Source organism: Flavobacterium sp. B114r, from assembly GCF_056824125.1.
Window position 1 is genome coordinate 1,398,380 of the sequence record NZ_CP124858.1, and the last position, 22,130, is coordinate 1,420,509.

Here is a 22,130-nt window from a genome sequence, read left to right on the forward strand (position 1 = left end):
CTATTTAGAATAAAGCATTAAAAGTCTCAAAATTGAATCGCTATTGTATTGATTTTTGAATTTAATATTTACGTTTTCGATTTTTTCTCTGGATAATGGCATGTAAAACGAATACATAATTTCATCGAATTTTATAACTTCTTTATCGTGGAGATTTTTAAAAACGGCACTTCCCATTAAGTTGTTAAATGTTTTTTTGTATTGTTTAAAAAGGGTTTGATAAATTTTTGGATGGTTTTTATAGTCACTATGCCCTTCTGTTGTAAGTTCATCTGCTAAAAAGCCCAAATACGGAAGGTCTAGAAGAGCCTGGTCCTGAGTAATAAAAACCATATTGGTCAATGCTTTTAGGTCTTCTTTTTTGCTTGTGCCGGGATAATGGGCTAAAAAATCCTGCATTTTAACAATTGTTTTAAAAAGATCTGAGTAACGGCCTTCTTTGTTTTTTTCTTGAGATTGTTCTAGTCGTTTGTATAATACATCTGTTAAATCATGGATTTTATTGGAAGCGGTTAAAATGGTCTTTTTTTCTTCTATGTTAAAATTTTTCAGATCAGCAACCAGTAATTCTTTACTTAGATCATTATAATGTTTTGTAAGGTTGAAAAAATAGTCATCTGTATTTTTAAAAAACAGACTTTTATCCTCTTCTTTTTCATTAAAATCATTGACTACGCTCAACAGGAAATCATAAAATTTAGAACATGCTAAAACCTGATAAATTACTTCAACACGGTTTTTTCTGATTGCAATTTCTTGCTCTGAAACATTACTGTTTATAAGAAGTTTTCCTTTTTGATTGCAAAAATAGACAGCATCAAAATTTTGTTTTTTCGAAAAATCATTATTTTCGAAGTCAATAAAAGGTTTGCCTTCGGAATTTAATAAAAAGGACAAATCCTTGATTTTTTTCTCAGGCATTTCTGCTAAATACCTGTAGTTTTTATTGTAATCAACAAGTAAAGCTTTGTCTTTGAATTCGATTGCTTTTGCGTTATTTCCCAAGGCATAATAGCTTGTTGAAATATTGGCCATTAAAGCCCAATAAATCTTTTTGGTTTTTTTATCATTATAATCGTATTTAGAAACTTCAGTTTCCCAAAATTGTATTTTTTCTAAAAGCAGATTTTTAATATAATTCTCTTCGTTGTCTTCTAGTTTTCTTGTAATTTCAAGTGCATCGACAGATTTATTTATTTGTTCAAGATCATCGTCTTTGAATTTGTATAAGGGCAGTGTTTCTTCTATTCGGCTAAAATCAATAGTTTCTTTAATTTCTTTAAAGAAATTATATAAAACGGTATTGGCATAAATGTCACGACAATTTTGGTCAATTGTTATACTATTTTTTTTTAGAAGTTGCTGTACCTGGCTGTTGGCAATTTCCTCTGTTTTAATACTGAAATTGTTATAAGTACTTACCTCTGAAACGGATTGAGAATAGTTAAAATCTTTGCTATAAACGATTTCGTTTTTTTGCTTAATGGTAAAGTTTAATTTTGAAGAAAAGATAATTTTTCCAATATAACTAATATCATTAATGTTATTGATTTTTACTACGGTTGCATTAAGCTCGGTACTTATGGGTTGTATATACAATAAATAGTCGCTCTTTTCGGGAGCGACTATTTGCAGGTTTCTTAAGTTAAGATTTTTGATTGCGTATGCAGAGACTTGATTGTCTATTACGCTATTGTTTGATGGATCTTCGATGATCACACCAATTGTATTGCTTTCTATTTTTATTTTTGGATATTTCCAGTCGTAAAATGAATATAAAACTTGTTTTGGACTCTGGGCATATAAGTTTATTGCGAAAAGCAGCAAAATCAGTTTTTTCATAATCGTTTTAGAGCTATTTAATATCCAGTTTAATCGAAAGTTCTTTTAACTGAGCATCATCAATTGCAGCAGGAGCATCAATCATAACATCGCGTCCCGAATTGTTTTTAGGGAATGCAATAAAATCTCTGATCGTTTCCTGACCTCCTAAGATCGCTACTAATCTGTCAAGACCAAATGCTAAACCTCCGTGTGGTGGTGCTCCAAATTGAAAAGCGTCCATTAAAAAGCCAAATTGTGCTTTTGCTTCGTCTTCTGTAAATCCTAAATATTTGAACATTAATTGTTGTGTCGCTTTATCGTGAATACGAATCGATCCTCCACCAATTTCATTTCCGTTCAATACCATGTCATACGCATTTGCACGAACTTTTCCCGGCTCAGTTTCCAATAACGCCATATCTTCCGGTTTTGGAGATGTAAACGGGTGGTGCATTGCATGATAACGACCGCTTTCTTCATCCAGTTCTAATAATGGGAAATCAATTACCCAAAGAGGAGCGAATACTTCAGGGTTACGCAATCCTAAACGAGTTGCCAATTCCATACGAAGTGCTGAAAGTTGTGCACGTGTTTTGTTTGCAGGACCTGAAAGTACAAAAATCATATCTCCGGGTTTTGCTCCTGTAATTTTTGCCCATTGTCCTAAATCCTCCTGATCGTAGAATTTGTCTACAGATGATTTAAAAGTTCCGTCGTCATTACATTTTGCATATACCATTCCTGATGCTCCAACTTGCGGACGTTTTACCCAGTCAATTAATCCGTCAATTTCTTTACGGGTATAATTTCCTGCTCCCGGAACTGCAATTCCCACAACTAATTCAGCAGCATTAAATACTGGGAATTCTTTGTGTTGTGCAAATTCGTTTAACTCACCAAACTCCATCCCAAAACGAATGTCCGGTTTGTCGTTTCCATATGTTTTCATGGCATAATCGTAGGTAATTCTAGGGAATTTATCTACTTCAATACCTTTAATTTCTTTTAGTAAATGTCTTGTCAGACCTTCAAAAACATTCAAAATGTCTTCTTGTTCTACAAATGCCATTTCGCAATCGATTTGTGTAAACTCAGGCTGACGGTCTGCTCGTAAATCTTCGTCACGGAAGCATTTTACGATCTGGAAATATTTATCCATTCCGCCCACCATCAATAATTGCTTGAAAGTTTGTGGTGATTGTGGTAATGCATAAAATTGTCCTTCGTTCATACGGCTTGGTACAACGAAATCTCTTGCTCCTTCAGGGGTCGATTTGATTAAGTAAGGAGTTTCTACTTCGCAAAAATCTAAATCAGATAAATATTTACGAACTTCCATTGCTACTTTATGACGGAATAATAAACTGTTTTTTACAGGATTTCTTCTAATATCAAGGTAGCGATATTTCATTCTGATATCTTCACCACCATCAGTTTCGTCCTCAATAGTAAACGGAGGAGTCAAGGCAGCGTTAAGTATAGTTAATTCGGTAACTAAAATTTCTATGTCACCGGTAATCATGTTTTTGTTTTTGTTCTTGTCCTCACGTTCAATTACAGTTCCTTTTACCTGAATTACGAACTCTCTACCAAGAGTTTTTGCCAGTTCAAAAACAGTTTTGTCTGTACGGCTTTCGTCGAAAATAAGTTGTGTAATTCCGTAACGGTCACGTAAGTCGACCCAATTCATAAATCCTTTATCGCGAGATTTTTGAACCCACCCCGCTAGTGTAACTTCCGTATTAATACTTGAGGCGTTTAATTCGCCACAATTATGACTTCTATACATGATCTAAATTTTAGACTGCAAAAGTAAACACAAAATTCAAATTAATATAGTAAAGTCGTAACTTGATGTTCATTAATTTCAAATATTTTGTTAATTCTTAATTTAGCAGCTCTAATTTCTTTAGATTTGAATCACTAAAAACAAACTTTAATTTATATGAACAAACTTTTTGTAACCGGCCTGTTGATTTTTAGCACTTTGAATGTCATTGGTCAAGCTAAAAATCAAGTGAAATTTACGGCTAAAATAGCGAACAGAAATAGTGATACTTTGGTGATTAAAGGAAGAGATAATTTTAAGCAAGTTATCCCAATTAATAAAAAAGAGCTTTTTGTGGCTAATTTTGAAGCTCCAAAAGGATTTTATATGTTTTCTGATGGTACAGAATCTTCTAATTTATATCTAAAATCGGATTCAGATATTAGCTTAACAATGAATGCCAAAGAATTTGATGAAACGATTGTTTATAAAGGGAAAGGTGTTGATGAAAGCAATTTTCTGGCACAGCAAGCTTTAAAAGATGAAAAATTTCGAGAGGAGGCTTTCGTAAAAGAACCTGCTGAGTTTGCATCATTATTAGAAGCAAAGAGAAAGACGGATATTGAAAATGTTGAGAAAGGGAATTTTGATCCTGAGTTTAAAACTGCATTAAAACAAAGTTTTGAAAGTTTTAACCAATATGCTGTTCAGGAATATGAAAGAGCTTCTAAGGCAAATAAACTTAAAGGAAAACCTTCTCCGGGTTTTGATTATGAAAATCACAAAGGAGGAAAAACAAAACTTTCTGACCTGAAAGGAAAATATGTTTATATTGATCTTTGGGCAACCTGGTGCGCGCCATGTAGAGCTGAGATTCCTTACTTGCAAAAAATTGAGGAAAAGTATCACGGAAAAAATATTGAGTTCGTAAGTATTTCTATTGATAAAGTGAAGGACAATGAAAAATGGAAAAAATTTGTAACGGACAAAAATCTGGGCGGTGTACAATTGTTTGCTGATAAAGATTGGGAATCTGAGTTTGTAACGAATTACGGTGTTACGGGAATTCCAAGATTTATTATTGTTGATCCTAACGGAAATGTTTTCAGCTCTGATGCTGACAGACCTTCGTCTCCAGATCTTCAGAAGCAATTAGATACATTATTGAAGTAATTTATTGATAAAATTGAAAACGATATAGTTCTGTTTCATTTTTTAAAGAATACCAGTAAAACCAAGGCGCAAGCTTTGGTTTTTTTATATCAGGCTGATTTCCAATGTTAAGCTTTTACCTAATGTTACCAAATTGTTAAGTAAAAGTTTTTTTAATGTAAACAAATAATTATATTTGATATAAGATTTGATAACATTAATACCTAAAGATATGAAAAAGTGTGTAATTTTAGTTGCAATATTGTTCTCTGGAATTCTAGTTGCACAAGAAGTAAACCCGGAATTAGAAGCTGTTGGAAACAAAGTAAAAGCTACTTACTATTATGAAAATGGTAATGTGCAGCAACAAGGCTTTTTTAAGGATGGTAAATTAGATGGTGTTTGGGTATCGTACGATGAAAGAGGGAATAAGGTTGCGGTAGGCGAATACACAGACGGATTGAAAACTGGAAAATGGGTTTTCTTCAATGAAAAAAACCTTTGTGAAGTTGCGTATGAAAACAGCAAAATTACTTCAGTTAAAAATTTGCAGAAAAATGCTTTAGCAAACAGAAATTAATATGATTTCTAAAACATAAAAATAACCGCTCATTCAGCGGTTTTTTTTGTATCATGACATATTGTGTTGTCGAAAAATATACAATATTTTGTATTAGCTAATTATTTTAACTGCAAAGAACACAAAGATATTTATCAGCAAGGTTTTATAAAAACAGAAAGTTCGGAAAGCTTTGTATTAATATAGCTTTGCGAACTTTTTGTTTTTTATGCGTAAAGTAAAATTAAATCCTTGCGTGTGATTAAATTTTTTATGTCTTTATTTTTTTGCAGGATTTATTTCTTCTTCCATACCAGATTATAAAACCGGTTACAGGCAGGCATGCAGCAATCAGGCTGACAATAAAAGCAATAATTTTTCCCGGGAGATCTAAGATTTGTCCTGTGTGGATCCCATAATTCATTTCGACAACTTGTAAACCTAAACTTTTTTTATCAAAAGGCTGGCTTTGAAGTAACTTGCCGTCATTTGGATGAAAATAATAATTGCTCTGATGATCGTATCGTAGCGTATGAGGATAAGCTCCTGTATTAATGATGTCTCCTTTTTGTTGCGGATACGTCACAAAAATCATTTCGGCTTTTGGCTGTAGTTTTGCGGTTTCAATAAAAGCAAGATCGACGGCAGTATTTTTATTATTGCTAAATTTAGTAGTGTCAATTACCGGAATTTTTGTTTCTACGTTTTTGTCACCGCTAAAATTGAAGGTTTTATAAATCCCGTCTCCAACCCATCCATATGTAAAAGTTAGACCTGTAATGGCGATAATAACCGCGATAATCGAAATGTAAAATCCGGATGTATTGTGCCAGTCATAATTTACACGGCGCCATTTTGCAGACCATTTTACAGAAAGACTTCTTTTAAGGTCTTTCTTTTTCTTTGGCCACCATTGAATAATTCCTGAGATCAATAATAAAATAAAAATGATGGTTACACCGCCAATAATGTGTTTGCCTATATAATCCGGTAAAAGCAAATAAAGGTGAATATGTTCTACAATGATGAAAAAATCTGTTTCGGGATTTTCGGTTTTTAAATATTTTCCTGTGTAGGGATTAAAGTAGAGATATAAACTTCCTATATCAGAATATGTATATACGATTGCTGCACGATCTCTTCCGTAATAGGAAACCATGCTTGATTTATAACTTGGTAGAATTTCTTTTGCCTTTTCCTGTAAAACAGATGGCAATACAAAAGGTTTGTTCTGAGGTTCTGCCAATCGCCATTCTTTTCGGGTAATATCTTTTATTTCGTCATGAAAACAAAAAATGCAACCCGTCACACTTATAATAAAAACAATAAGCCCGGAAATTAATCCGAGCCATTTATGTAGAAAACGTACTTGTTTTTTTAAACCCATGTTTTGAATAAAGCGTAAAAGTATATGCTTAATCAATAGAGGGCAAATTATTTAAGCTAATTTTTAGGAAACTGCTTTTTTTGACTTTAAGGTAAATGAAATATAAAGTGTTATGGATGCCAAAACAATCCAGAAAACATCTACAAAGAAAACCTGAATATGATTTTGCATAAACGAATTCCAAAACCAATTTCCGGAAACGATTCCGTTTGTAATTGGAATTAAAAAACCTAAAATACTTCCTGAAAGTAAACAGAATTTATTGGTAAATGCGTCATTCTTTTTAAGAATAAAAAATAGCGTTAGCAATAACCATCCTCCAAAATAAAGACTGAATAAGTTAGATTGGCTTAAAGGATAAAATATTTTTGCACCAATAAATGCTAAGGCTGTAATAGGGTACATACTCAAACAAATTGCCAAATAAATACGGACAACTGCTGCATTGAAGCGTCTTTTTTTCTCAGGCAGGTTATTTTTTTGTCTGGCAACTAACCAAATCATTACGCCTGAAATGATAACAAAACATGTGATGATTCCTAAAACGAAACTTACGATTCGTAATGCGTATCCTCCGTAATCACCAAAATGAATTCTATATAAAACATTTTTGACAACATCTAAATAATTGTTTTGTGTGATAGGGTTTTTCTTTGCGATTTCTTTTCCGTCGCTAATTCGGTAAACAACTTTTCCTATTCCGGTGAATTTTTTATTGCTGAGCATTTCACCTTCAACCAAAACGTGCATATTCGCGTCACCGTAATTCTGAATAAAAACGCGTGTAATTTCAAAATCTTTCCAATTGCTCTTTGCTTTTGCAACCAATTGATCAATATTAAAAGGAGTGGCCAGTTTTTTATTGTCAAACTTATAATCCGGATCAGTATATTCTAATTCTTTGTATAATTTACTCTGATCGCCTTTGTACAAAGTCATCACAGCAGGTGCAACAATCAAAAGTTTAATCATAAAAAAGGCTCCCGTTACGGCATATACAAACTGAAATGGCAGGCCAATCATTCCAAGTGCCGTATGAGCATCTGTCCACAATGTTTTTAATTTTTCCTTTGGACGGAAAATATAGAAGTTAGAAACAATCTTTTTCCAGTGCAATAAAACACCGGTTACGATTGCGAATAAGAAAAACAAAGCAACAAAGCCTGAAAGATAATAACCAACAGGATAAGGAATTTGAGCTAAGAAATGTAATCGGTATAGAAATTCGCCTAACGAATAAGATTGTTCATAGGTGAATGTTTTAAAGGTTTTCGTATCAAGGTAAAAAAACGATCCTTCTTTTTGCTTGGCCGGAGCCAAAGTATCTCTGGTGCCTTCGAGATAAACGGCAACTCTTCTTTCGTTGCTTGGTTTAGAAATGGTAATATTTCTTCCGTGCAGAATATATTCCTTGTCTAACTTGTTTAAAGCTTTGTTATAGTCTAATTGAATTTCATTAGTAAGGGCAGTAGATTCATTTCTTTCCCAGTTGTTGATTTCATCTCTGAAAAAAGAAAAGGATCCAGCGAAAAAAATCACAAAAAGTATTACGCTGATAACAATTCCGCTAACGGTATGTGTATGAAAATAGATATTATAATTACGGTTATTCATAAGTTATTTTGCTATCGGATTGCAGGTTTGGCCCAGATAAATAAAAAGAGAAAAAACTAAAGTAAGGAGTATATATATCCCCCAGATTTTCAATCCGCTTTTTGCTAAAAAAGCAATTACCATAAGGGCTACCCAAAGTATGAATCCGCTAAAAGCCATTGTCATCAAAATATTAGCGCGATTGAACCAGGATGCTAATGCTAAGTGAAAACTGACTGAAACAAAATAGCCGCCAATTATAGCCGCTGTGATTTTGGCAAAGCGTTGCCATATAGATTGGGTTAGGTATTTAGGATTTGCTGGCATATTTTGGTTAGAAATAAGTTAGTTGTAATAAAATTCTATTATAGCAACAATTGCAAAAAGGGCAATAATAGCAAATGGACTAATTTTTTTTAAGGGTGCTAAAATGATAATTAAGCTTCCAACGGTCATAAGCTGGATAAAAAACATTAAAGTTCCGCAACATAAAGATTGAGTAACAAGCCAAAGTGAGTAGGCTAATAAAAGAAGTCCTAAACCCACGTATTTGGTTGGTTTAGGATTGCTTTTCATCCACTTCTCAAAACCAAGATCATAAGATAAAGTAGCTCTTTTTGAGGTGTAGTAAAGTGTGTAAAAAGCTAAAAAAACGATAAGGCTTGCTATTGTTATCATAATTTTATAGAATTTAAAAAACACCTTTCTGCTATAAGAGAAAGGTGTTTTTGATTTTATTAGAATTTGTAAGTGAAACTTGCTGCAAAAGTTCTGGGATCTTTAGGATGAATTGTTGACCAACCATCGTAAATTTCTTCGTTTGTAATATTGTTTACTTTAAGATTGATGGCGAATTTTTCTGCATTATAAAATAAAGACGAATTCAAGGCTACGTATTCCGAAATTGTGAATGTTCCTGCTGTTGCTCTGTTCATGATCTTGTTATCACCAACATAATTTCCTCCAAATCCTAAACCAAATCCTCTTAATGAGCCTTGGGTAAATTTGTAGCTTGCCCAAAGGTTTGCTAGATTTTGAGGTCCTGAACTTTCAGGTCTGAAACCTACGAAATCAGGATCACCGGCAGTTAATTTTGCGTCATTGTAGCTATAACCCAACATAATATTTAAACCAGGAACAGGATTGGCTACGATTTCGGCTTCAAAACCTTTATTGTGCTGACCACCATTTTGGTAATTTGTTACTTGAGTTGCTGAAGTTCGTATGCTATATACCTGATCTGTTACTTTGATATCGTAATAACTGAAAGTAGCATAAACTTTATCTTTTAGAAGATTCAATTTAGTACCTGCCTCAAATTGATTTGCGTGTTCAGGATTAAAAGTTCTTGGCGTTCTTGTAGTACCATTAACATCTTCGCCAGGAGCAACGTTTGCAAAACCATTCATATAGTTTGCAAAAAGTGAAACTTTATCTAAAATAGGTTGGTATACTAAACCAAATTTTGGAGAAAATGCTGTCTGATTATAGTTGTCTGTATCTGTTGAAACATCACCACTATTAATGAAACGATCAGCACGTAAACTTACCATTGCTGATAAGGCTGGTGTAAAGTTGAATACATCTGAAAAATAAGCGCTGTAAACTTCTTGTTTCGTTTTACTGTTGTTTCTTGGACCATTGGCTACAATGATATCAGATGCTGCCTTTGTCAGAATCCCTGTATCACCACCATTTGACGGACCAAAAAGAGAGTTGAAATTTTGTAAATCGTCGCCAATGTATACAATTCCGTTACTAAAATATCCGGAACCATGATCTGTTGCTGTTCTGTTGAAATAATCAAAACCAACTACAAGTCTGTTTCTTAAGTCCCCGATTTTGAAATCACCAATAAAATTTTGCTGGATGTCAGTCGTGAGGTTTTTACTATCCTGATAGTTGAAAGATCTCCCTAGAACAATTCCGCTATTTAGGTCCTTATATTTAGGGTCGCTTGTTTCTTCGTATAAATAAGCATAGTTTCCTGTAGACTTTGCTGAACTTGAAGAGAAAACGGTTTGCGATCTCCATTGATCAGAAAGTTTGTAATTCATTTGTGCCTGTATATTATACGAAGGCGTTTTTAAGGTAAGTTCGTTACTGGTGTAAGAACGTTTGTTATCGTATTTTAGTTCAGAGATATTGTGAACTCTTAAAGGATTGCTTCTGTCTAAAAACAACATGGTAGGATTTGTTGTTTCGTTGCTCATAAACTCAGTGTTTACCAAAAATGATAATCTGTCGTTTACTTCATAAGATAATGATGGAGCAATAAAAAAGGATTCTCTAAAACCGGCATCCTGAAAGCTTTCTTGTTTGTTGTATGCTGAGTTTACTCTGAAGTTTATTGTTTTTTTGTCATTTAATGGCGTGTTTAAATCTACAGTAACACGATTTAAGCCATAACTTCCGCCAGTGTAATTTACTTCTCCGCCAAATCCTTTATAAGGTCTTTTTGTGGTAGTATTTATTAATCCTCCGTAAGAAATTAAACTGCTTCCAAATAAAGTTCCTGATGGCCCTTTTATAATTTCAATTCTGTCAACATTTGCAGGGTCTAAACTTCCGTTTGTTAAACCTGGTAAACCATTAACCATGGTTGGCTGAACAGCAAAACCTCTTAGGGAATAATATCCTGCACCATCTCCGCCACGGCCTGTTGAAGCCCAAAGTTGTGTAATACCAGATGCATTTTTTAAAGCGTCATCAAAATTAGTTACAACTTGTTCTTTTAATACTTCGCCTGTGATAGTGGTATAAACTTGTGGATTTTCAAGATTTTTAAGTGGCAATCTTGATACTTGTTGATTTTCTTTGCGTGCAAAATGATTTTTGCCTCCCTTTACCACAACTTCTGTAAGTTCTTCTGAATTTGAAATAAGATTCACGTTCTGGATTGCTTCTTCGCCTTCGTTAATGGTAATCTTTTTTTCAGTAGAAGTATATCCAACTCCGGAAACTTTTAGAGTATACGTTCCGGGTTTGATGTTTTTTATTCTGTAGTTACCATCCTGATCTGTAGTTGCCCCAAATCTTGTTCCTTTTAGTGCAACAGAAATACCTTCAGGAGATTCGTTATCGCTTAATGATATTTTACCTTTAAGGCTTGCTTTTTCTTGTGCTGAAATATTTACAGTCGCTAGTAGAAAAAAACAAAAGCTCAAAAAAGAAATTATGAATTTATTCTTCATCTTTATTTAGAATTGATTTTAATAGCGCAAATTTAGTTGTTGATTATCAACTACACAAGCTATTCTTATTTATTCTAAATAAAATAATTTTTAAAGGGTAAAATTTACGTTTGTTTAAAAAATTAACATCTTAAGCAAATCTTAAGTAAGATTTATATAAAAAAACCTGTTCAAATAAATGAACAGGTTTTATATAATTACCGAAATTACTTAAAATTACAACTCTAAAGAACGTTTAGCGTCGCCATTTAATAATAATTCCAAAGGATTTTCTAAAGCTTCTTTTACAGCCACTAAGAAACCAACAGACTCACGTCCGTCAATAATTCTGTGATCGTAAGAAAGTGCTACGTACATCATTGGGTGAATTTCAACTTTACCGTTTACAGCAATTGGACGCTCAATAATATTGTGCATTCCTAAAATTCCTGATTGAGGAGGGTTGATGATCGGAGTACTTAACATACTTCCAAAAACACCACCATTAGTAATAGTAAAAGTTCCGCCAGTCATATCGTCAACAGTAATTTGACCATCACGGGCTCTCAATGCTAATCTTTTAATTTCAGCTTCAATTCCGCGGAAACTTAAGTTTTCAGCATTACGAACTACAGGAACCATTAAACCTTTTGGTCCTGAAACTGCGATAGAGATATCAGCAAAATCGTAAGCTACTTTATAATCACCATCCATCATAGAGTTTACGTCCGGATATAATTGCAAAGCTCTTGTAACAGCTTTTGTAAAGAAAGACATGTAGCCTAAACCAAGACCGCCATGTTTTGCTTTGAAAGCATCTTTGTATTCATTACGAATCAAGTTGATTGGTGTCATGTTAACTTCGTTGAAAGTCGTTAACATTGCTGTTTCATTTTTAGCTGCTACTAATCTCTCTGCTACTTTACGACGTAACATTGATAATTTTGTACGCTCAGATCCACGGTTTCCTCCAGTTGGAGTTCCCATAGAAGGTACTGCATTTACAGCATCATCTTTAGTGATTCTTCCGCCTTTACCAGTTCCTGAAACAGTTGCCGGTGCTATATTTTTTTCGTCTAATATTTTTCTTGCTGCCGGAGATGGAGTTCCTGTAGCGTAAGTTGTTGCTGGAGCAGGTGCTGCTTTTGGAGCTTCAGATTTTGCTTCTGCCTTAGGTGCTTCAGCTTTCACTTCAGCTTTTGGTGCTTCAGCTGCCGGAGCATCTCCTGCTGGTTTTGCTGCACTTGTATCGATTAAACAAACTACAGCTCCTACAGCTACTGCATCACCTTCTTCTGCCTTTAGCGTAATGATTCCGCTTGCTTCTGCAGGTAACTCAAGAGTTGCTTTGTCTGAATCAACTTCAGCAATAGCTTGATCTTTTTCTACATAATCTCCGTCTTTTACTAACCAAGTTGCAATTTCAACTTCTTTTATTGATTCCCCTGGTGATGGGACTTTCATTTCTAAAATCATCTTTGTTTTTGTTTAAGGTTTGTATTGCTTAAAGCTTAAAGTGTTTGGTCCTACTTTAAGCTTTAAACGTTAAACTAATTTTTTATCTGAATAAATCTTTATCGAATACCATTCTAATCGCATCTGCATGACGACGTTTTGCACGTGTATAACTTCCTGATGCCGGAGCAGCGTAAGCTTTTAATGAAGCTAATCTCCATTTTACAAGGTCAAAGTTCATTAACATAAAGCTGTAAGCTCCCATGTTTTTAGGTTCTTCCTGAGCCCAAACATAATCGTCAGCATTTGGATATTGTGCGATGATTTCTTTAAGTTGTGCAACCGGGAAAGGGAATAATTGCTCAATACGAACAACAGCAACGTCATTTCTTCCGTTATTTTCTCTTTCAGCAACGATGTCATAGTAGAATTTACCAGTAACAAAAACCAATGTTTTTACTCCTTTTTTATCTACTGTATTATCATCAATTGTTTCCTGGAAACTTCCGTTCTCCAATTCTTCAATTGTAGATACACATCTAGGATCACGTAATAAACTTTTTGGTGTAAACACGATAAGTGGTTTACGGAATTTTGTTTTCATTTGTCTTCTCAACAAGTGAAAAAAGTTAGCAGGAGTTGTACAATCTGCAACATACATATTTTGTCTTGCGCAAAGTTGTAAGTAACGTTCCATTCTTGCAGAAGAGTGTTCAGCACCTTGTCCTTCGTATCCGTGTGGCAATAATAAAACAATACCATTTTGGTTGTTCCATTTATCTTCTCCACAAGAAATATATTGGTCTAACATGATTTGAGCTCCGTTAGAGAAATCTCCAAACTGTGCTTCCCAAATTGTCAATGCATTTGGAGATGCTAATGCATATCCGTAATCAAAACCTAAAACTCCGTATTCTGATAATAATGAGTTGTAGATATTAAAGTTTCCTTTTTTACCTTCAAGGTTATTAATAAGAATTACTTCTTCTTCAGAATCCTCCACTTTTACAACGGCATGACGGTGAGAGAAAGTACCACGCTCAACATCTTGTCCTGAAATACGGATGTCATAACCTTCTTGAAGTAATGATCCGTAAGCCAGATGTTCTGCCATTCCCCAATCTAATAAATTGGTTTCGAAGAACATTGTTTTTCTGTCGTTGATTAATTTCTGAATTTTACTGATGAATTGTTTGTCTGCAGGTAAATTAGAAATTGCATTTGCAACAGCAGTAAGGCCTTCTCTTGAGAATGAAGTGTCTACGTTTTCAAGCATTTGCGTATCTGTTACCTGAACAAATCCGTCCCATTCGTTTTTCATGAATGGAGTTATGATGGTCAAATCTTTTTTACGGGAAGCTTGTAAATTCTCCTCCATTGTAGATTTGTATTCTTTTTCTAAAGCGTTTACATAAGATGCATCGATTACGCCGTCTGACAATAATTTCTCAGCATAAATATCTCTTGGATTTTTATGTTTTGCGATGATTTTATATAATACAGGTTGAGTAAAACGAGGCTCATCACCTTCGTTATGACCGTATTTTCTGTATCCTAATAAGTCAATAAATACGTCACGACCAAATTGCATTCTGTAGTCTAATGCAAAAGATACTGCATGTACAACAGCTTCAGCATCATCAGCATTTACGTGTAATACCGGTGAAAGTGTAACTTTAGCAACATCTGTACAATAAGTAGATGAACGTGCGTCTAAATAGTTTGTTGTAAAACCAACCTGATTGTTGATCACGATGTGAATTGTTCCGCCAGTTTTGTATCCGTCAAGCAATGACATTTGAACAATTTCATACAAAATACCCTGACCTGCGATTGCAGCATCTCCGTGAACGGCAATTGGCAATACTTTAGAAAAATCATTTGGATAATATTTCTCTTGTTTTGCTCTTGTGATTCCTTCAATTACAGCTCCAACCGTTTCTAAGTGAGAAGGGTTTGGTGCTAAATTGATATTGATATTTTTTCCTGTTCTTGTTTTTTTGTCAGCAGTAAGACCTAAGTGGTATTTTACGTCACCATCAAAATATTCCTGATCGTAATCTTTACCGTCAAACTCACCAAAGATATCCTGAGTAGATTTTCCGAAGATGTTAGCCAAAACGTTCAAACGACCACGGTGAGCCATTCCCATTACGAATTGTTCAACACCTTTTTCAGCAGCTAGTTCGATTAAGGCATCTAAAGCCGGAATAATCGATTCTCCTCCTTCTAATGAAAATCTTTTTTGACCTACATATTTAGTATGTAAAAAGTTCTCGAAAGAAACCGCCTGGTTTAATTTGTTTAAGATTGTTTTCTTTTCTTCAGAAGAGAAATTAGGCTGATTAACATTTACCGCCAATTTATCCTGAATCCATTGTACAACACCAGGATTTCTGATATACATATATTCAATACCAATATGCTGGCAATAAATAGATTTAAGACGCGTTACAATGTCTTGCAAAGTAGATGGTCCAACTCCGATAGCCTGCCCAGCGTCAAAAACTGTAGCAAGATCAGCAGTTGTTAATCCGAAATTTTCGATGTCTAATGTTGGAGAAGATGTTCTGCGATCACGAACCGGATTTGTTTTGGTAAACAAATGCCCGCGAGTACGGTAAGCATCGATTAACTTTAGTACATTGAATTCTTTTTGTAGCTTGTCAGAAACAAGACTACAATCTTGATTGTCGTTAGTCACATATTCAACAATTCGTTGAACTGGATTTTCGTCATTATAAGTCGTTTGTCCAAAGTCGAAACCTTGAAAAAAACTTCTCCAGCTTGGCTCAACGCTATCTGGATTTACTAAATACTGATCATATAATTGTGCGAAAAACTCTGTATGCGCTGCATTTAAAAATGAAAACCTATCCATAATATGAGTGAATATACTTTTTGTTAAATAGAATGGCAAAAGTACAACAATCGCATTTATTTAAATCTTTTTTTTACGTACTTTTACGTAAAAATTTGTTAAAAGTAGACTCAACTATGAATTATAATCAAATTTCAATCGTTTTCAAACCATTTTTTGTGATTTTGGTAGTCTTGTTTTCAAGTTCTGCAATTTCGCAGCAAAAGTACATTATTGACAACAGTAATCATTTTTGGGAAAGAGTTCAATTTGGAGGTGGGCTTGGTGTAGGAATTGGCTCCGGATACACAGATATTTCTGTAATGCCAAGTGCGATTTATAACGTAAACGAAATTGTAGCGGTTGGTGTCGGGCTACAGTTTGGTTACCTGTCCTCTAAAAGTTATTACAACTCTTTTGTTTATGGAGGGAGTCTGGTGGGACTTATAAATCCGATTCCGGAAATACAATTATCAGCAGAGTTAGAGCAGGTGAGAGTAAATACAGATTATAACTCTACGCCATACAGGCCTTCATATTCTGATAATTATTGGAATACCTCCTTATATCTTGGTGCAGGTTACAGAACCGGAAACGTTACCATTGGTGCAAAATATGATGTTTTGTACAATCCTAATAAAAGTCTTTACGGATCTGGTTTTATGCCTTTTGTGAGGGTATATTTTTAGAGTTGCTAAGGTTCTGAGGTGCTAAGATGCTAAGTTTTCGAATGGATAAAAGAAAATATAAGTTATGAATGATAAGATCTATTATACTTCTAATGAGCTTTTAGAAATATTCAAAGAACAGCATAGACTTTCAGGCCAATTTGATTTTATGGTTGATGGAACTTTTGTTTTAACAAAGGATACATTAATACGCGAATGGCGTGAAGCTCAGGATTTATTACCTTGGAATGAATTAACTAAATTTTTAAATCAAGAATTTAGAATTGATGTGCCAATAAAAAGTTGGGATACAGTCTTCAATCCGGATGACAAAAAAACTTTAGGTGATCTTTGTGATTTTTTATCAACTGTCGCTGAAAAAGAAATTGTCAAACCAATCAAAATTTTGGGTTCAGAATGTCTAACATTCTCTGTTTTTCAAACCTTAAAACGAAATTTAAAAATTAAAGGTGTAGATGTTGTAAGTTTAAAACCGTCGACAAGAATCGAAGATTTTTTGGTTATTAATGATAATTTTTCTCCTCTATTAGAAGAAGTAACATTAACAGGGGTGAAAGTTTTTGATAAATTCGATGTAAAAGTAGAAACAGAAAGATGTTTACATCATTGGTTAGACAGAATATTTCCAAACTGGAAATATGAAAGCACTATCAGTACTGGAGATATTGAAACATTTCGAGACTTGGTTAATAAAATAGTTGAAAATAAAAAACTAGGAACGGGTATTGTCGAAATTTAATATTTCAGATTGAAGACATTAAGTTTTAAATCCAAAAAAAGTGAGAAAATATATTTTTGTACTTATTGTCATTGTAATTTCGAGTTGTAACAATTCTAATAAAGTAGAAGTTGCATCCAAAAAGGTTTTAAAGAAAGAATTAAGACCTTTTTTTGATTCGGATAAAATTGATCATTATTATTTGAATTTTTCTGAGGAGGATTTTTCGAAACTTATTAGGAAAGATATTAATACTGAAAAAGAAACAGAATTCATAACTTTATTTGTGCATCATTTTCCGGATACTATTCCAAAAGAAAATTTCGAGAAGATTCTATTAAAGCATAATTATAAAAAATCAGACTTAACTATTAAACAGCAAAAAGACATTCAAAATGTTTTTAGCGAAAAAGATTCGTCACCAGATGCTTATGCTTCTTGTGCTGCAGAGTATCATGATATTTTTATTTTTAAAAAGAAAGAAAAAACAGTTGGTATAGCAAAAATTTGTTTTAAATGCGGTCGTTTTCAAATTACTGGAAGTAAATTAGATACTAATGGATTTGGTGGTGAATTAGATAAATTACAAAAAATTGTAAGATCAAATCAAAAACCTTAGCATCTCAGAACCTTAGCAACTTAGTACCTTTTTACTTGTAATAATTCCTAAACCAAACTTTTTGCCACTCTCTTTTTAAAATCAAAAAAGAAACCTGTTCAGACAGGATCACCAAATCAGAACCATCCAGTTTTTTAATTTCTTCTTCAGATACATCAATGATATAAAGGAGATTCAGGTATTCAGCAAATTTGTACTGAATCATTCTGTATATTTTTTCGTGAAGCTGAATTTTTAATTCTTCAGGAGAAACACTTAGTGGGAAATCAATTCCTTCATTGGCTAAATTAAAGTCTTTATTAATTTGTTCAATCAGGTTCAGATATAAATTTTCTTTTTCGGCATCAGCCAATAAAAAATCGGTATTTTCAGGAATCGGAAACATTGATGCTTTTTAAGATTGAGGCAAAGTTAAAACTAAAAAATCATTTAACTGTTGATTCTCGTTCAATGATTCTTGTAGGAAGTTCAATAATTTGATGCGTTACGGGACGATGTTCTTTTATGTCGACAATTTCATCAATTAAAAGCGAAACCGCCTGATGTCCCATTTCGAATCCGGGCTGATCTATCGTAGTTAATTTAGGAGAAATAACGGTACTCATAAACCAATTGCTAAAACCAAAAACAGCTACTTGTTCCGGTGTTTTTATTCCGGCTTCATTAAAGTATTTAATAATCCCGATAGCAACTAAATCTGTAATGGCAAAAATGGCATCGATATCCGGATTTTCGGTCATTATTTTTTGGGCATTTTCGTATCCGTCTTCAAAATCAGTATTATTGTCGCAAACATAAACTAGTTTCGAATCGTACTCAATTCCGTGCGCTTCGAGCGCTCTTTTATATCCTAAAAAGCGATCGATAGAATTCTGCGGAACATACGAACCTCTAAAATGGGCAATCCTTTTATATCCTTTATTAATAAGGTAAGTAACGGCATCATACGCCGCTTTTGCATCATTAATAACGACTTTCGAACAATCTACCCTTTTGGCAATTTTATCAAATAAAACAACAGGCGTTTTTTTTCGGATCGCTTCATTAATATGAGTGAAATCGTCAGTCTCATTCGAGAGCGACATTAAAACCCCATCAACTCGTTTTTGAATTAATAAAGCAAGCTGTTTTTTCTCTAGTTCGTATTTTTCATTCGATTGTAATATAATGACCAGATATCCTCTTTTTTCGGCTTCTTCAAGAATTCCATTTAATACACTTGAAAAAAAATGATGAACGGTGGCCGGAATAATAACACCAATTGTTTTGGTTTCATTAGTTCGAAGATTTACCGCAACAGAATTTGGCATGTAGTTCATGGTTTCTGCCATTTCAATCACTCTGGCGCGCGTAGCTTTACTAATATCTGTATATCCTTTTAAGGCTTTTGAAACCGTAGTAACCGAAATTCCTAATGCCGAGGCTATATCTATTAATTTTGTGTCATTCATGAAATAAAAGTACTAAAAATAAACTGCATTGATAAGTTTTTAAGTTCCGAAAACGTTTTAGGTCTTTTCGAAAACGTTTTCGATTTTAATTTTCTATATTCCTTATAATTAGTTATTAAGTTTGACAGTGATAACCATAATTACTAACTAACCAAACAAAAAAATGAAAAAGCTACACCAGTATTTAGGTACATTACTTTTAATGTTTTGCCTATTTTTTTTACCAAATAATGGGTTTGCCCAAAACACCAATATAGTTTCAGGAAAAGTGCTCGACGATAGCGGAGTAACTGTTCCCGGAGCAAATGTATCGATTAAGGAAACAGGAAAAAGTACTGTTACAAATGAAAACGGAGAATATTCTTTCTCGAATGTTACAGCCGGAACTTATACCATTATTGCGACGAATGTGGGATATAAAACCTTCGAGAAAAAAATTGCAATAAAAGAAGGAGAATCTCTGGAGGTAAATTTACTTCTTGAAGGAGAATCACAAAGCTTAAAAGAAGTTGTTGTGACAGGATCATCAACGCCAAGATCTAAACTGGAATCCAGTGTTGCAATTACAACAATGGGAGCAAAAGCAATCGAAGACAGAGCGCCATCTAGCACGGCAGCTTTATTGCAGTCAATTCCGGGATTTGTTGTTGAAGCATCCGGAGGAGAAATAGGAAATAATCTTTTTGCAAGAGGAATTCCGTCTGCGGGAGCTTATGAATATGTACAAATTCAGGAAGACGGATTGCCGGTTTTTGAAGATGGGGCTTTGCAATTTGCTAACGCCGATACTTTTTACAGACTAGACGAAACGGTAAGTAAAATGGAAGCCGTTCGTGGAGGTTCTGCATCTATTTTTGCCAATAATGCTCCTGGAGGAATTATCAATTTTATTTCTAAAACAGGTCAGAATGAATTTAAAGGAAGAGCAAAATTCACTACTTCAGATTACGGAATGTTCAGAACTGATCTTAATTTGTCAGGAGCTTTGATTCAGGATAAATTATTCTTTAATGTTGGAGGTTTTTACAGAGCTGATAATGGGGTAAGAAATACTGGTTTTACAGCAAATAAGGGAGGTCAGATAAAAGGAAATATTACTTATAAATTTGATGATGACGATTATTTAAGAATTAACTTTAAACATCTGGACGATAGAAATGCCTTTTATTTACCAATTCCGCTAAAAAGTAATAACGGTAAAATTGAAGGAATTCCTGGATTTAATCCAAATTATGGAACGTTGACTTCAGTAAATTTAAGCCGTTTGAATGTGCCTCAATATGGTGGCGGAACTTTTAGTGCTGATTTAGAAAATGGTTCTCATCCCGTTATTAATTCAATTGGAGCGGAATTCAAAAAGAAAATTTCAGAGAAAGTAACTTTCAAAAATTCTTTCAAAAACACCAATATCGATTTGGATTATAATGCTATTTTTCCAAATGGAGGTCCGTGGACACAAGATGCTTATGCAACAAGTGTTCAAAATACAACGGCAAGTAATCTGACTTATTCTTATGTAGATAACGGACAAAAGCTGGATCCAAACGCTTTGATCATGAGAGCTGATCTTTGGCATATCGAGAAAAAGATGAACAATTTTGCGAATAATTTGTCTTTCAATTTTGATTTAGATCCTGTAAAATTAACTGCCGGTTATTATTATTCTAATTGGAAATCAAGCCAATACTGGAATTGGAATTCTTATTTAGTTGGAGTTTCAGACAATCCAAGATTATTAAACGTAAAAGACAATACGACCGGAGTAGATCATACCTGGAACGGTGTGGAAAGAATTACTTGGTTAGAAAGAGATGCGGAAACCAAAGGTCTTTTGAATGATATTTATGCTGATGCAGAAATTAAAGTGACAGATAATTTGATTTTCAACGCTGGTTTAAGATACAACAAAGACAAATATTCAGGTTATAGAGACAACGCTAGATTTTTTGCTGAGAATTTAGGAATTTTAGACAACAATACGGCTGATGATGCGGTGACAACAGTAAAAGGAAATCCGTACACATATTGGAGATATGATGTGAGCGAATGGTCGTATACTGCGGCGGCGAATTATAAATTCAATGACAAAATGGCTTCATATGCCCGTTACAGTCACGGTTTTAGATCGCCAATCGAAGAGTCTTTTTATGATAATGCAGCTGATTTAAGCAAACTTCAAAATACTGAAGTAAATCAAATCGAATTAGGATATAAATATGCCAGTTCATTTTTCTCTGTAAACGCGAATTTATTTCACATGGGATTGAAAAACGTAGCTTTTACTGATATTTTATCTGACGGAAGTTCTGAAAATAAATTTGCTGATGTAAATAATATTGGTCTTGAAGTAGAAACTAATGCGAGATATAGTATTGTAAAACTGAACTTTACATTTACCGTTCAAAAACCGGAATACGATAATTTTACAGGTACAAATGCCGATGGTTCTGCTTTTAATTTCAACGGAAATACAGCTCGTAGAATCCCTAAGTTTTTCTGTAACCTAAGACCGGAAGTAGATATTACAAAAGATCTTACCGCATATGTTCAGTTCTCTTATTATGATAAAAAATTTACGAATCAGGATAACAAACAAGTTTTGCCAGCTTACAAAGAAGTAGGAGCAGGATTAAATTATACCTATAATAATCTTCGTTTTGCAGTAGATGCTTCGAACTTATTCAACGAAATTGGTTTGACAGAAGGAGATCCAAGACAAACAACATCTGCAGCAAGCGATGTGTTTATGGCGAGACCTATTTTAGGACGTGCTTTTAGATTTTCGGTAGCAATTAATTTCTAAATTTATATATACGGTAACGTAGAGGCGCACAGCAGTGCGTCTCCGCACCGTAACCACAAAGTAATTATTTTTTAAACAC

General features: G+C 33.9%; 17 protein-coding genes. 6 read left to right on the forward strand and 11 right to left on the reverse strand.

Annotated elements, in window-relative coordinates; translation table 11 throughout:
* Nucleotides 1-1,842, reverse strand: coding sequence for a hypothetical protein (locus QLQ94_RS06250; protein WP_482499340.1), 1,842 nt, complete (start codon nt 1,840-1,842; stop codon nt 1-3).
* Between the two features lie 13 nt (nt 1,843-1,855).
* Nucleotides 1,856-3,613: an aspartate--tRNA ligase gene (aspS, locus tag QLQ94_RS06255; RefSeq protein ID WP_482499341.1), complete on the reverse strand. Its 1,758-nt coding sequence runs from the start codon at nt 3,611-3,613 to the stop codon at nt 1,856-1,858.
* A 156-nt stretch (nt 3,614-3,769) separates the two neighbouring features.
* Between aspS and QLQ94_RS06260 the strand changes: the two genes are divergently transcribed.
* On the forward strand, nt 3,770-4,765 hold the full coding sequence (locus QLQ94_RS06260; protein ID WP_482499343.1) for a TlpA family protein disulfide reductase: 996 nt from the start codon (nt 3,770-3,772) through the stop codon (nt 4,763-4,765).
* A 211-nt stretch (nt 4,766-4,976) separates the two neighbouring features.
* On the forward strand, nt 4,977-5,324 hold the full coding sequence (locus QLQ94_RS06265) for a toxin-antitoxin system YwqK family antitoxin (RefSeq protein WP_271337506.1): 348 nt from the start codon (nt 4,977-4,979) through the stop codon (nt 5,322-5,324).
* Nucleotides 5,325-5,574: 250 nt separating this feature from the next.
* On the opposite strand, the gene QLQ94_RS06270 is transcribed toward QLQ94_RS06265, so the two are convergent.
* From QLQ94_RS06270 to QLQ94_RS06300, 7 genes are all read right to left on the reverse strand, one after another.
* Entirely contained in the window at nt 5,575-6,690 is a 1,116-nt protein-coding gene (locus tag QLQ94_RS06270; RefSeq protein WP_482499345.1) for a PepSY-associated TM helix domain-containing protein, read from the reverse strand.
* A 63-nt stretch (nt 6,691-6,753) separates the two neighbouring features.
* Complete coding sequence (locus tag QLQ94_RS06275; RefSeq protein WP_427402833.1) at nt 6,754-8,304, reverse strand: PepSY-associated TM helix domain-containing protein; 1,551 nt, start codon at nt 8,302-8,304, stop codon at nt 6,754-6,756.
* Nucleotides 8,305-8,307: 3 nt separating this feature from the next.
* Nucleotides 8,308-8,610: a hypothetical protein gene (locus QLQ94_RS06280; protein ID WP_271337510.1), complete on the reverse strand. Its 303-nt coding sequence runs from the start codon at nt 8,608-8,610 to the stop codon at nt 8,308-8,310.
* Between the two features lie 18 nt (nt 8,611-8,628).
* The gene (locus QLQ94_RS06285) at nt 8,629-8,961 is read right to left on the reverse strand and encodes a hypothetical protein (protein ID WP_427402834.1); all 333 of its coding nucleotides are present in this window, start codon (nt 8,959-8,961) and stop codon (nt 8,629-8,631) included.
* Nucleotides 8,962-9,020: 59 nt separating this feature from the next.
* A complete protein-coding gene (locus QLQ94_RS06290) occupies nt 9,021-11,477 on the reverse strand; it encodes a TonB-dependent siderophore receptor (RefSeq protein WP_482499347.1) in 2,457 nt (818 codons plus the stop codon).
* A 216-nt stretch (nt 11,478-11,693) separates the two neighbouring features.
* Nucleotides 11,694-12,932, reverse strand: a complete 1,239-nt coding sequence (gene odhB, locus QLQ94_RS06295) for a 2-oxoglutarate dehydrogenase complex dihydrolipoyllysine-residue succinyltransferase (protein ID WP_427402836.1) — start codon at nt 12,930-12,932, stop codon at nt 11,694-11,696.
* An 82-nt stretch (nt 12,933-13,014) separates the two neighbouring features.
* A complete protein-coding gene (locus QLQ94_RS06300; RefSeq protein ID WP_271337514.1) occupies nt 13,015-15,792 on the reverse strand; it encodes a 2-oxoglutarate dehydrogenase E1 component in 2,778 nt (925 codons plus the stop codon).
* A 116-nt stretch (nt 15,793-15,908) separates the two neighbouring features.
* On the opposite strand from QLQ94_RS06300, the gene QLQ94_RS06305 reads away from it, so the two are divergent.
* From QLQ94_RS06305 to QLQ94_RS06315, 3 genes are all read left to right on the forward strand, one after another.
* Nucleotides 15,909-16,460, forward strand: a complete 552-nt coding sequence (locus QLQ94_RS06305) for a hypothetical protein (RefSeq protein ID WP_271337515.1) — start codon at nt 15,909-15,911, stop codon at nt 16,458-16,460.
* Between the two features lie 64 nt (nt 16,461-16,524).
* The gene (locus tag QLQ94_RS06310; protein WP_427402837.1) at nt 16,525-17,199 is read left to right on the forward strand and encodes a hypothetical protein; all 675 of its coding nucleotides are present in this window, start codon (nt 16,525-16,527) and stop codon (nt 17,197-17,199) included.
* 40 nt (nt 17,200-17,239) lie between these two features.
* The gene (locus QLQ94_RS06315; protein WP_427402838.1) at nt 17,240-17,797 is read left to right on the forward strand and encodes a hypothetical protein; all 558 of its coding nucleotides are present in this window, start codon (nt 17,240-17,242) and stop codon (nt 17,795-17,797) included.
* A gap of 31 nt (nt 17,798-17,828) precedes the next feature.
* Here the strand turns inward: QLQ94_RS06315 and QLQ94_RS06320 are convergent, their stop codons facing one another.
* Nucleotides 17,829-18,182, reverse strand: coding sequence for a hypothetical protein (locus QLQ94_RS06320; protein ID WP_482499350.1), 354 nt, complete (start codon nt 18,180-18,182; stop codon nt 17,829-17,831).
* 40 nt (nt 18,183-18,222) lie between these two features.
* Nucleotides 18,223-19,248, reverse strand: a complete 1,026-nt coding sequence (locus QLQ94_RS06325) for a LacI family DNA-binding transcriptional regulator (protein ID WP_271337519.1) — start codon at nt 19,246-19,248, stop codon at nt 18,223-18,225.
* A 163-nt stretch (nt 19,249-19,411) separates the two neighbouring features.
* Between QLQ94_RS06325 and QLQ94_RS06330 the strand changes: the two genes are divergently transcribed.
* Nucleotides 19,412-22,051: a TonB-dependent receptor gene (locus tag QLQ94_RS06330; RefSeq protein WP_482499352.1), complete on the forward strand. Its 2,640-nt coding sequence runs from the start codon at nt 19,412-19,414 to the stop codon at nt 22,049-22,051.
* Nucleotides 22,052-22,130: the final 79 nt, after the last annotated feature.

Excerpts from the sequence above, each read along its gene's own strand:
- aspS (WP_482499341.1), bottom strand. The coding sequence starts at position 3,613 with ATGTATAGAAGTCATAATTGTGGCGAATTAAACGCCTCAAGTATTAAT.
- QLQ94_RS06285 (WP_427402834.1), bottom strand. The coding sequence starts at position 8,961 with ATGATAACAATAGCAAGCCTTATCGTTTTTTTAGCTTTTTACACACTT.
- QLQ94_RS06310 (WP_427402837.1), top strand. The coding sequence starts at position 16,525 with ATGAATGATAAGATCTATTATACTTCTAATGAGCTTTTAGAAATATTC.
- QLQ94_RS06260 (WP_482499343.1), top strand. The coding sequence starts at position 3,770 with ATGAACAAACTTTTTGTAACCGGCCTGTTGATTTTTAGCACTTTGAAT.
- QLQ94_RS06300 (WP_271337514.1), bottom strand. The coding sequence starts at position 15,792 with ATGGATAGGTTTTCATTTTTAAATGCAGCGCATACAGAGTTTTTCGCA.
- QLQ94_RS06325 (WP_271337519.1), bottom strand. The coding sequence starts at position 19,248 with ATGAATGACACAAAATTAATAGATATAGCCTCGGCATTAGGAATTTCG.
- QLQ94_RS06320 (WP_482499350.1), bottom strand. The coding sequence starts at position 18,182 with ATGTTTCCGATTCCTGAAAATACCGATTTTTTATTGGCTGATGCCGAA.
- QLQ94_RS06275 (WP_427402833.1), bottom strand. The coding sequence starts at position 8,304 with ATGAATAACCGTAATTATAATATCTATTTTCATACACATACCGTTAGC.
- QLQ94_RS06265 (WP_271337506.1), top strand. The coding sequence starts at position 4,977 with ATGAAAAAGTGTGTAATTTTAGTTGCAATATTGTTCTCTGGAATTCTA.
- QLQ94_RS06270 (WP_482499345.1), bottom strand. The coding sequence starts at position 6,690 with ATGGGTTTAAAAAAACAAGTACGTTTTCTACATAAATGGCTCGGATTA.
- QLQ94_RS06305 (WP_271337515.1), top strand. The coding sequence starts at position 15,909 with ATGAATTATAATCAAATTTCAATCGTTTTCAAACCATTTTTTGTGATT.
- QLQ94_RS06280 (WP_271337510.1), bottom strand. The coding sequence starts at position 8,610 with ATGCCAGCAAATCCTAAATACCTAACCCAATCTATATGGCAACGCTTT.
- QLQ94_RS06330 (WP_482499352.1), top strand. The coding sequence starts at position 19,412 with ATGAAAAAGCTACACCAGTATTTAGGTACATTACTTTTAATGTTTTGC.
- QLQ94_RS06290 (WP_482499347.1), bottom strand. The coding sequence starts at position 11,477 with ATGAAGAATAAATTCATAATTTCTTTTTTGAGCTTTTGTTTTTTTCTA.
- QLQ94_RS06250 (WP_482499340.1), bottom strand. The coding sequence starts at position 1,842 with ATGAAAAAACTGATTTTGCTGCTTTTCGCAATAAACTTATATGCCCAG.
- odhB (WP_427402836.1), bottom strand. The coding sequence starts at position 12,932 with ATGATTTTAGAAATGAAAGTCCCATCACCAGGGGAATCAATAAAAGAA.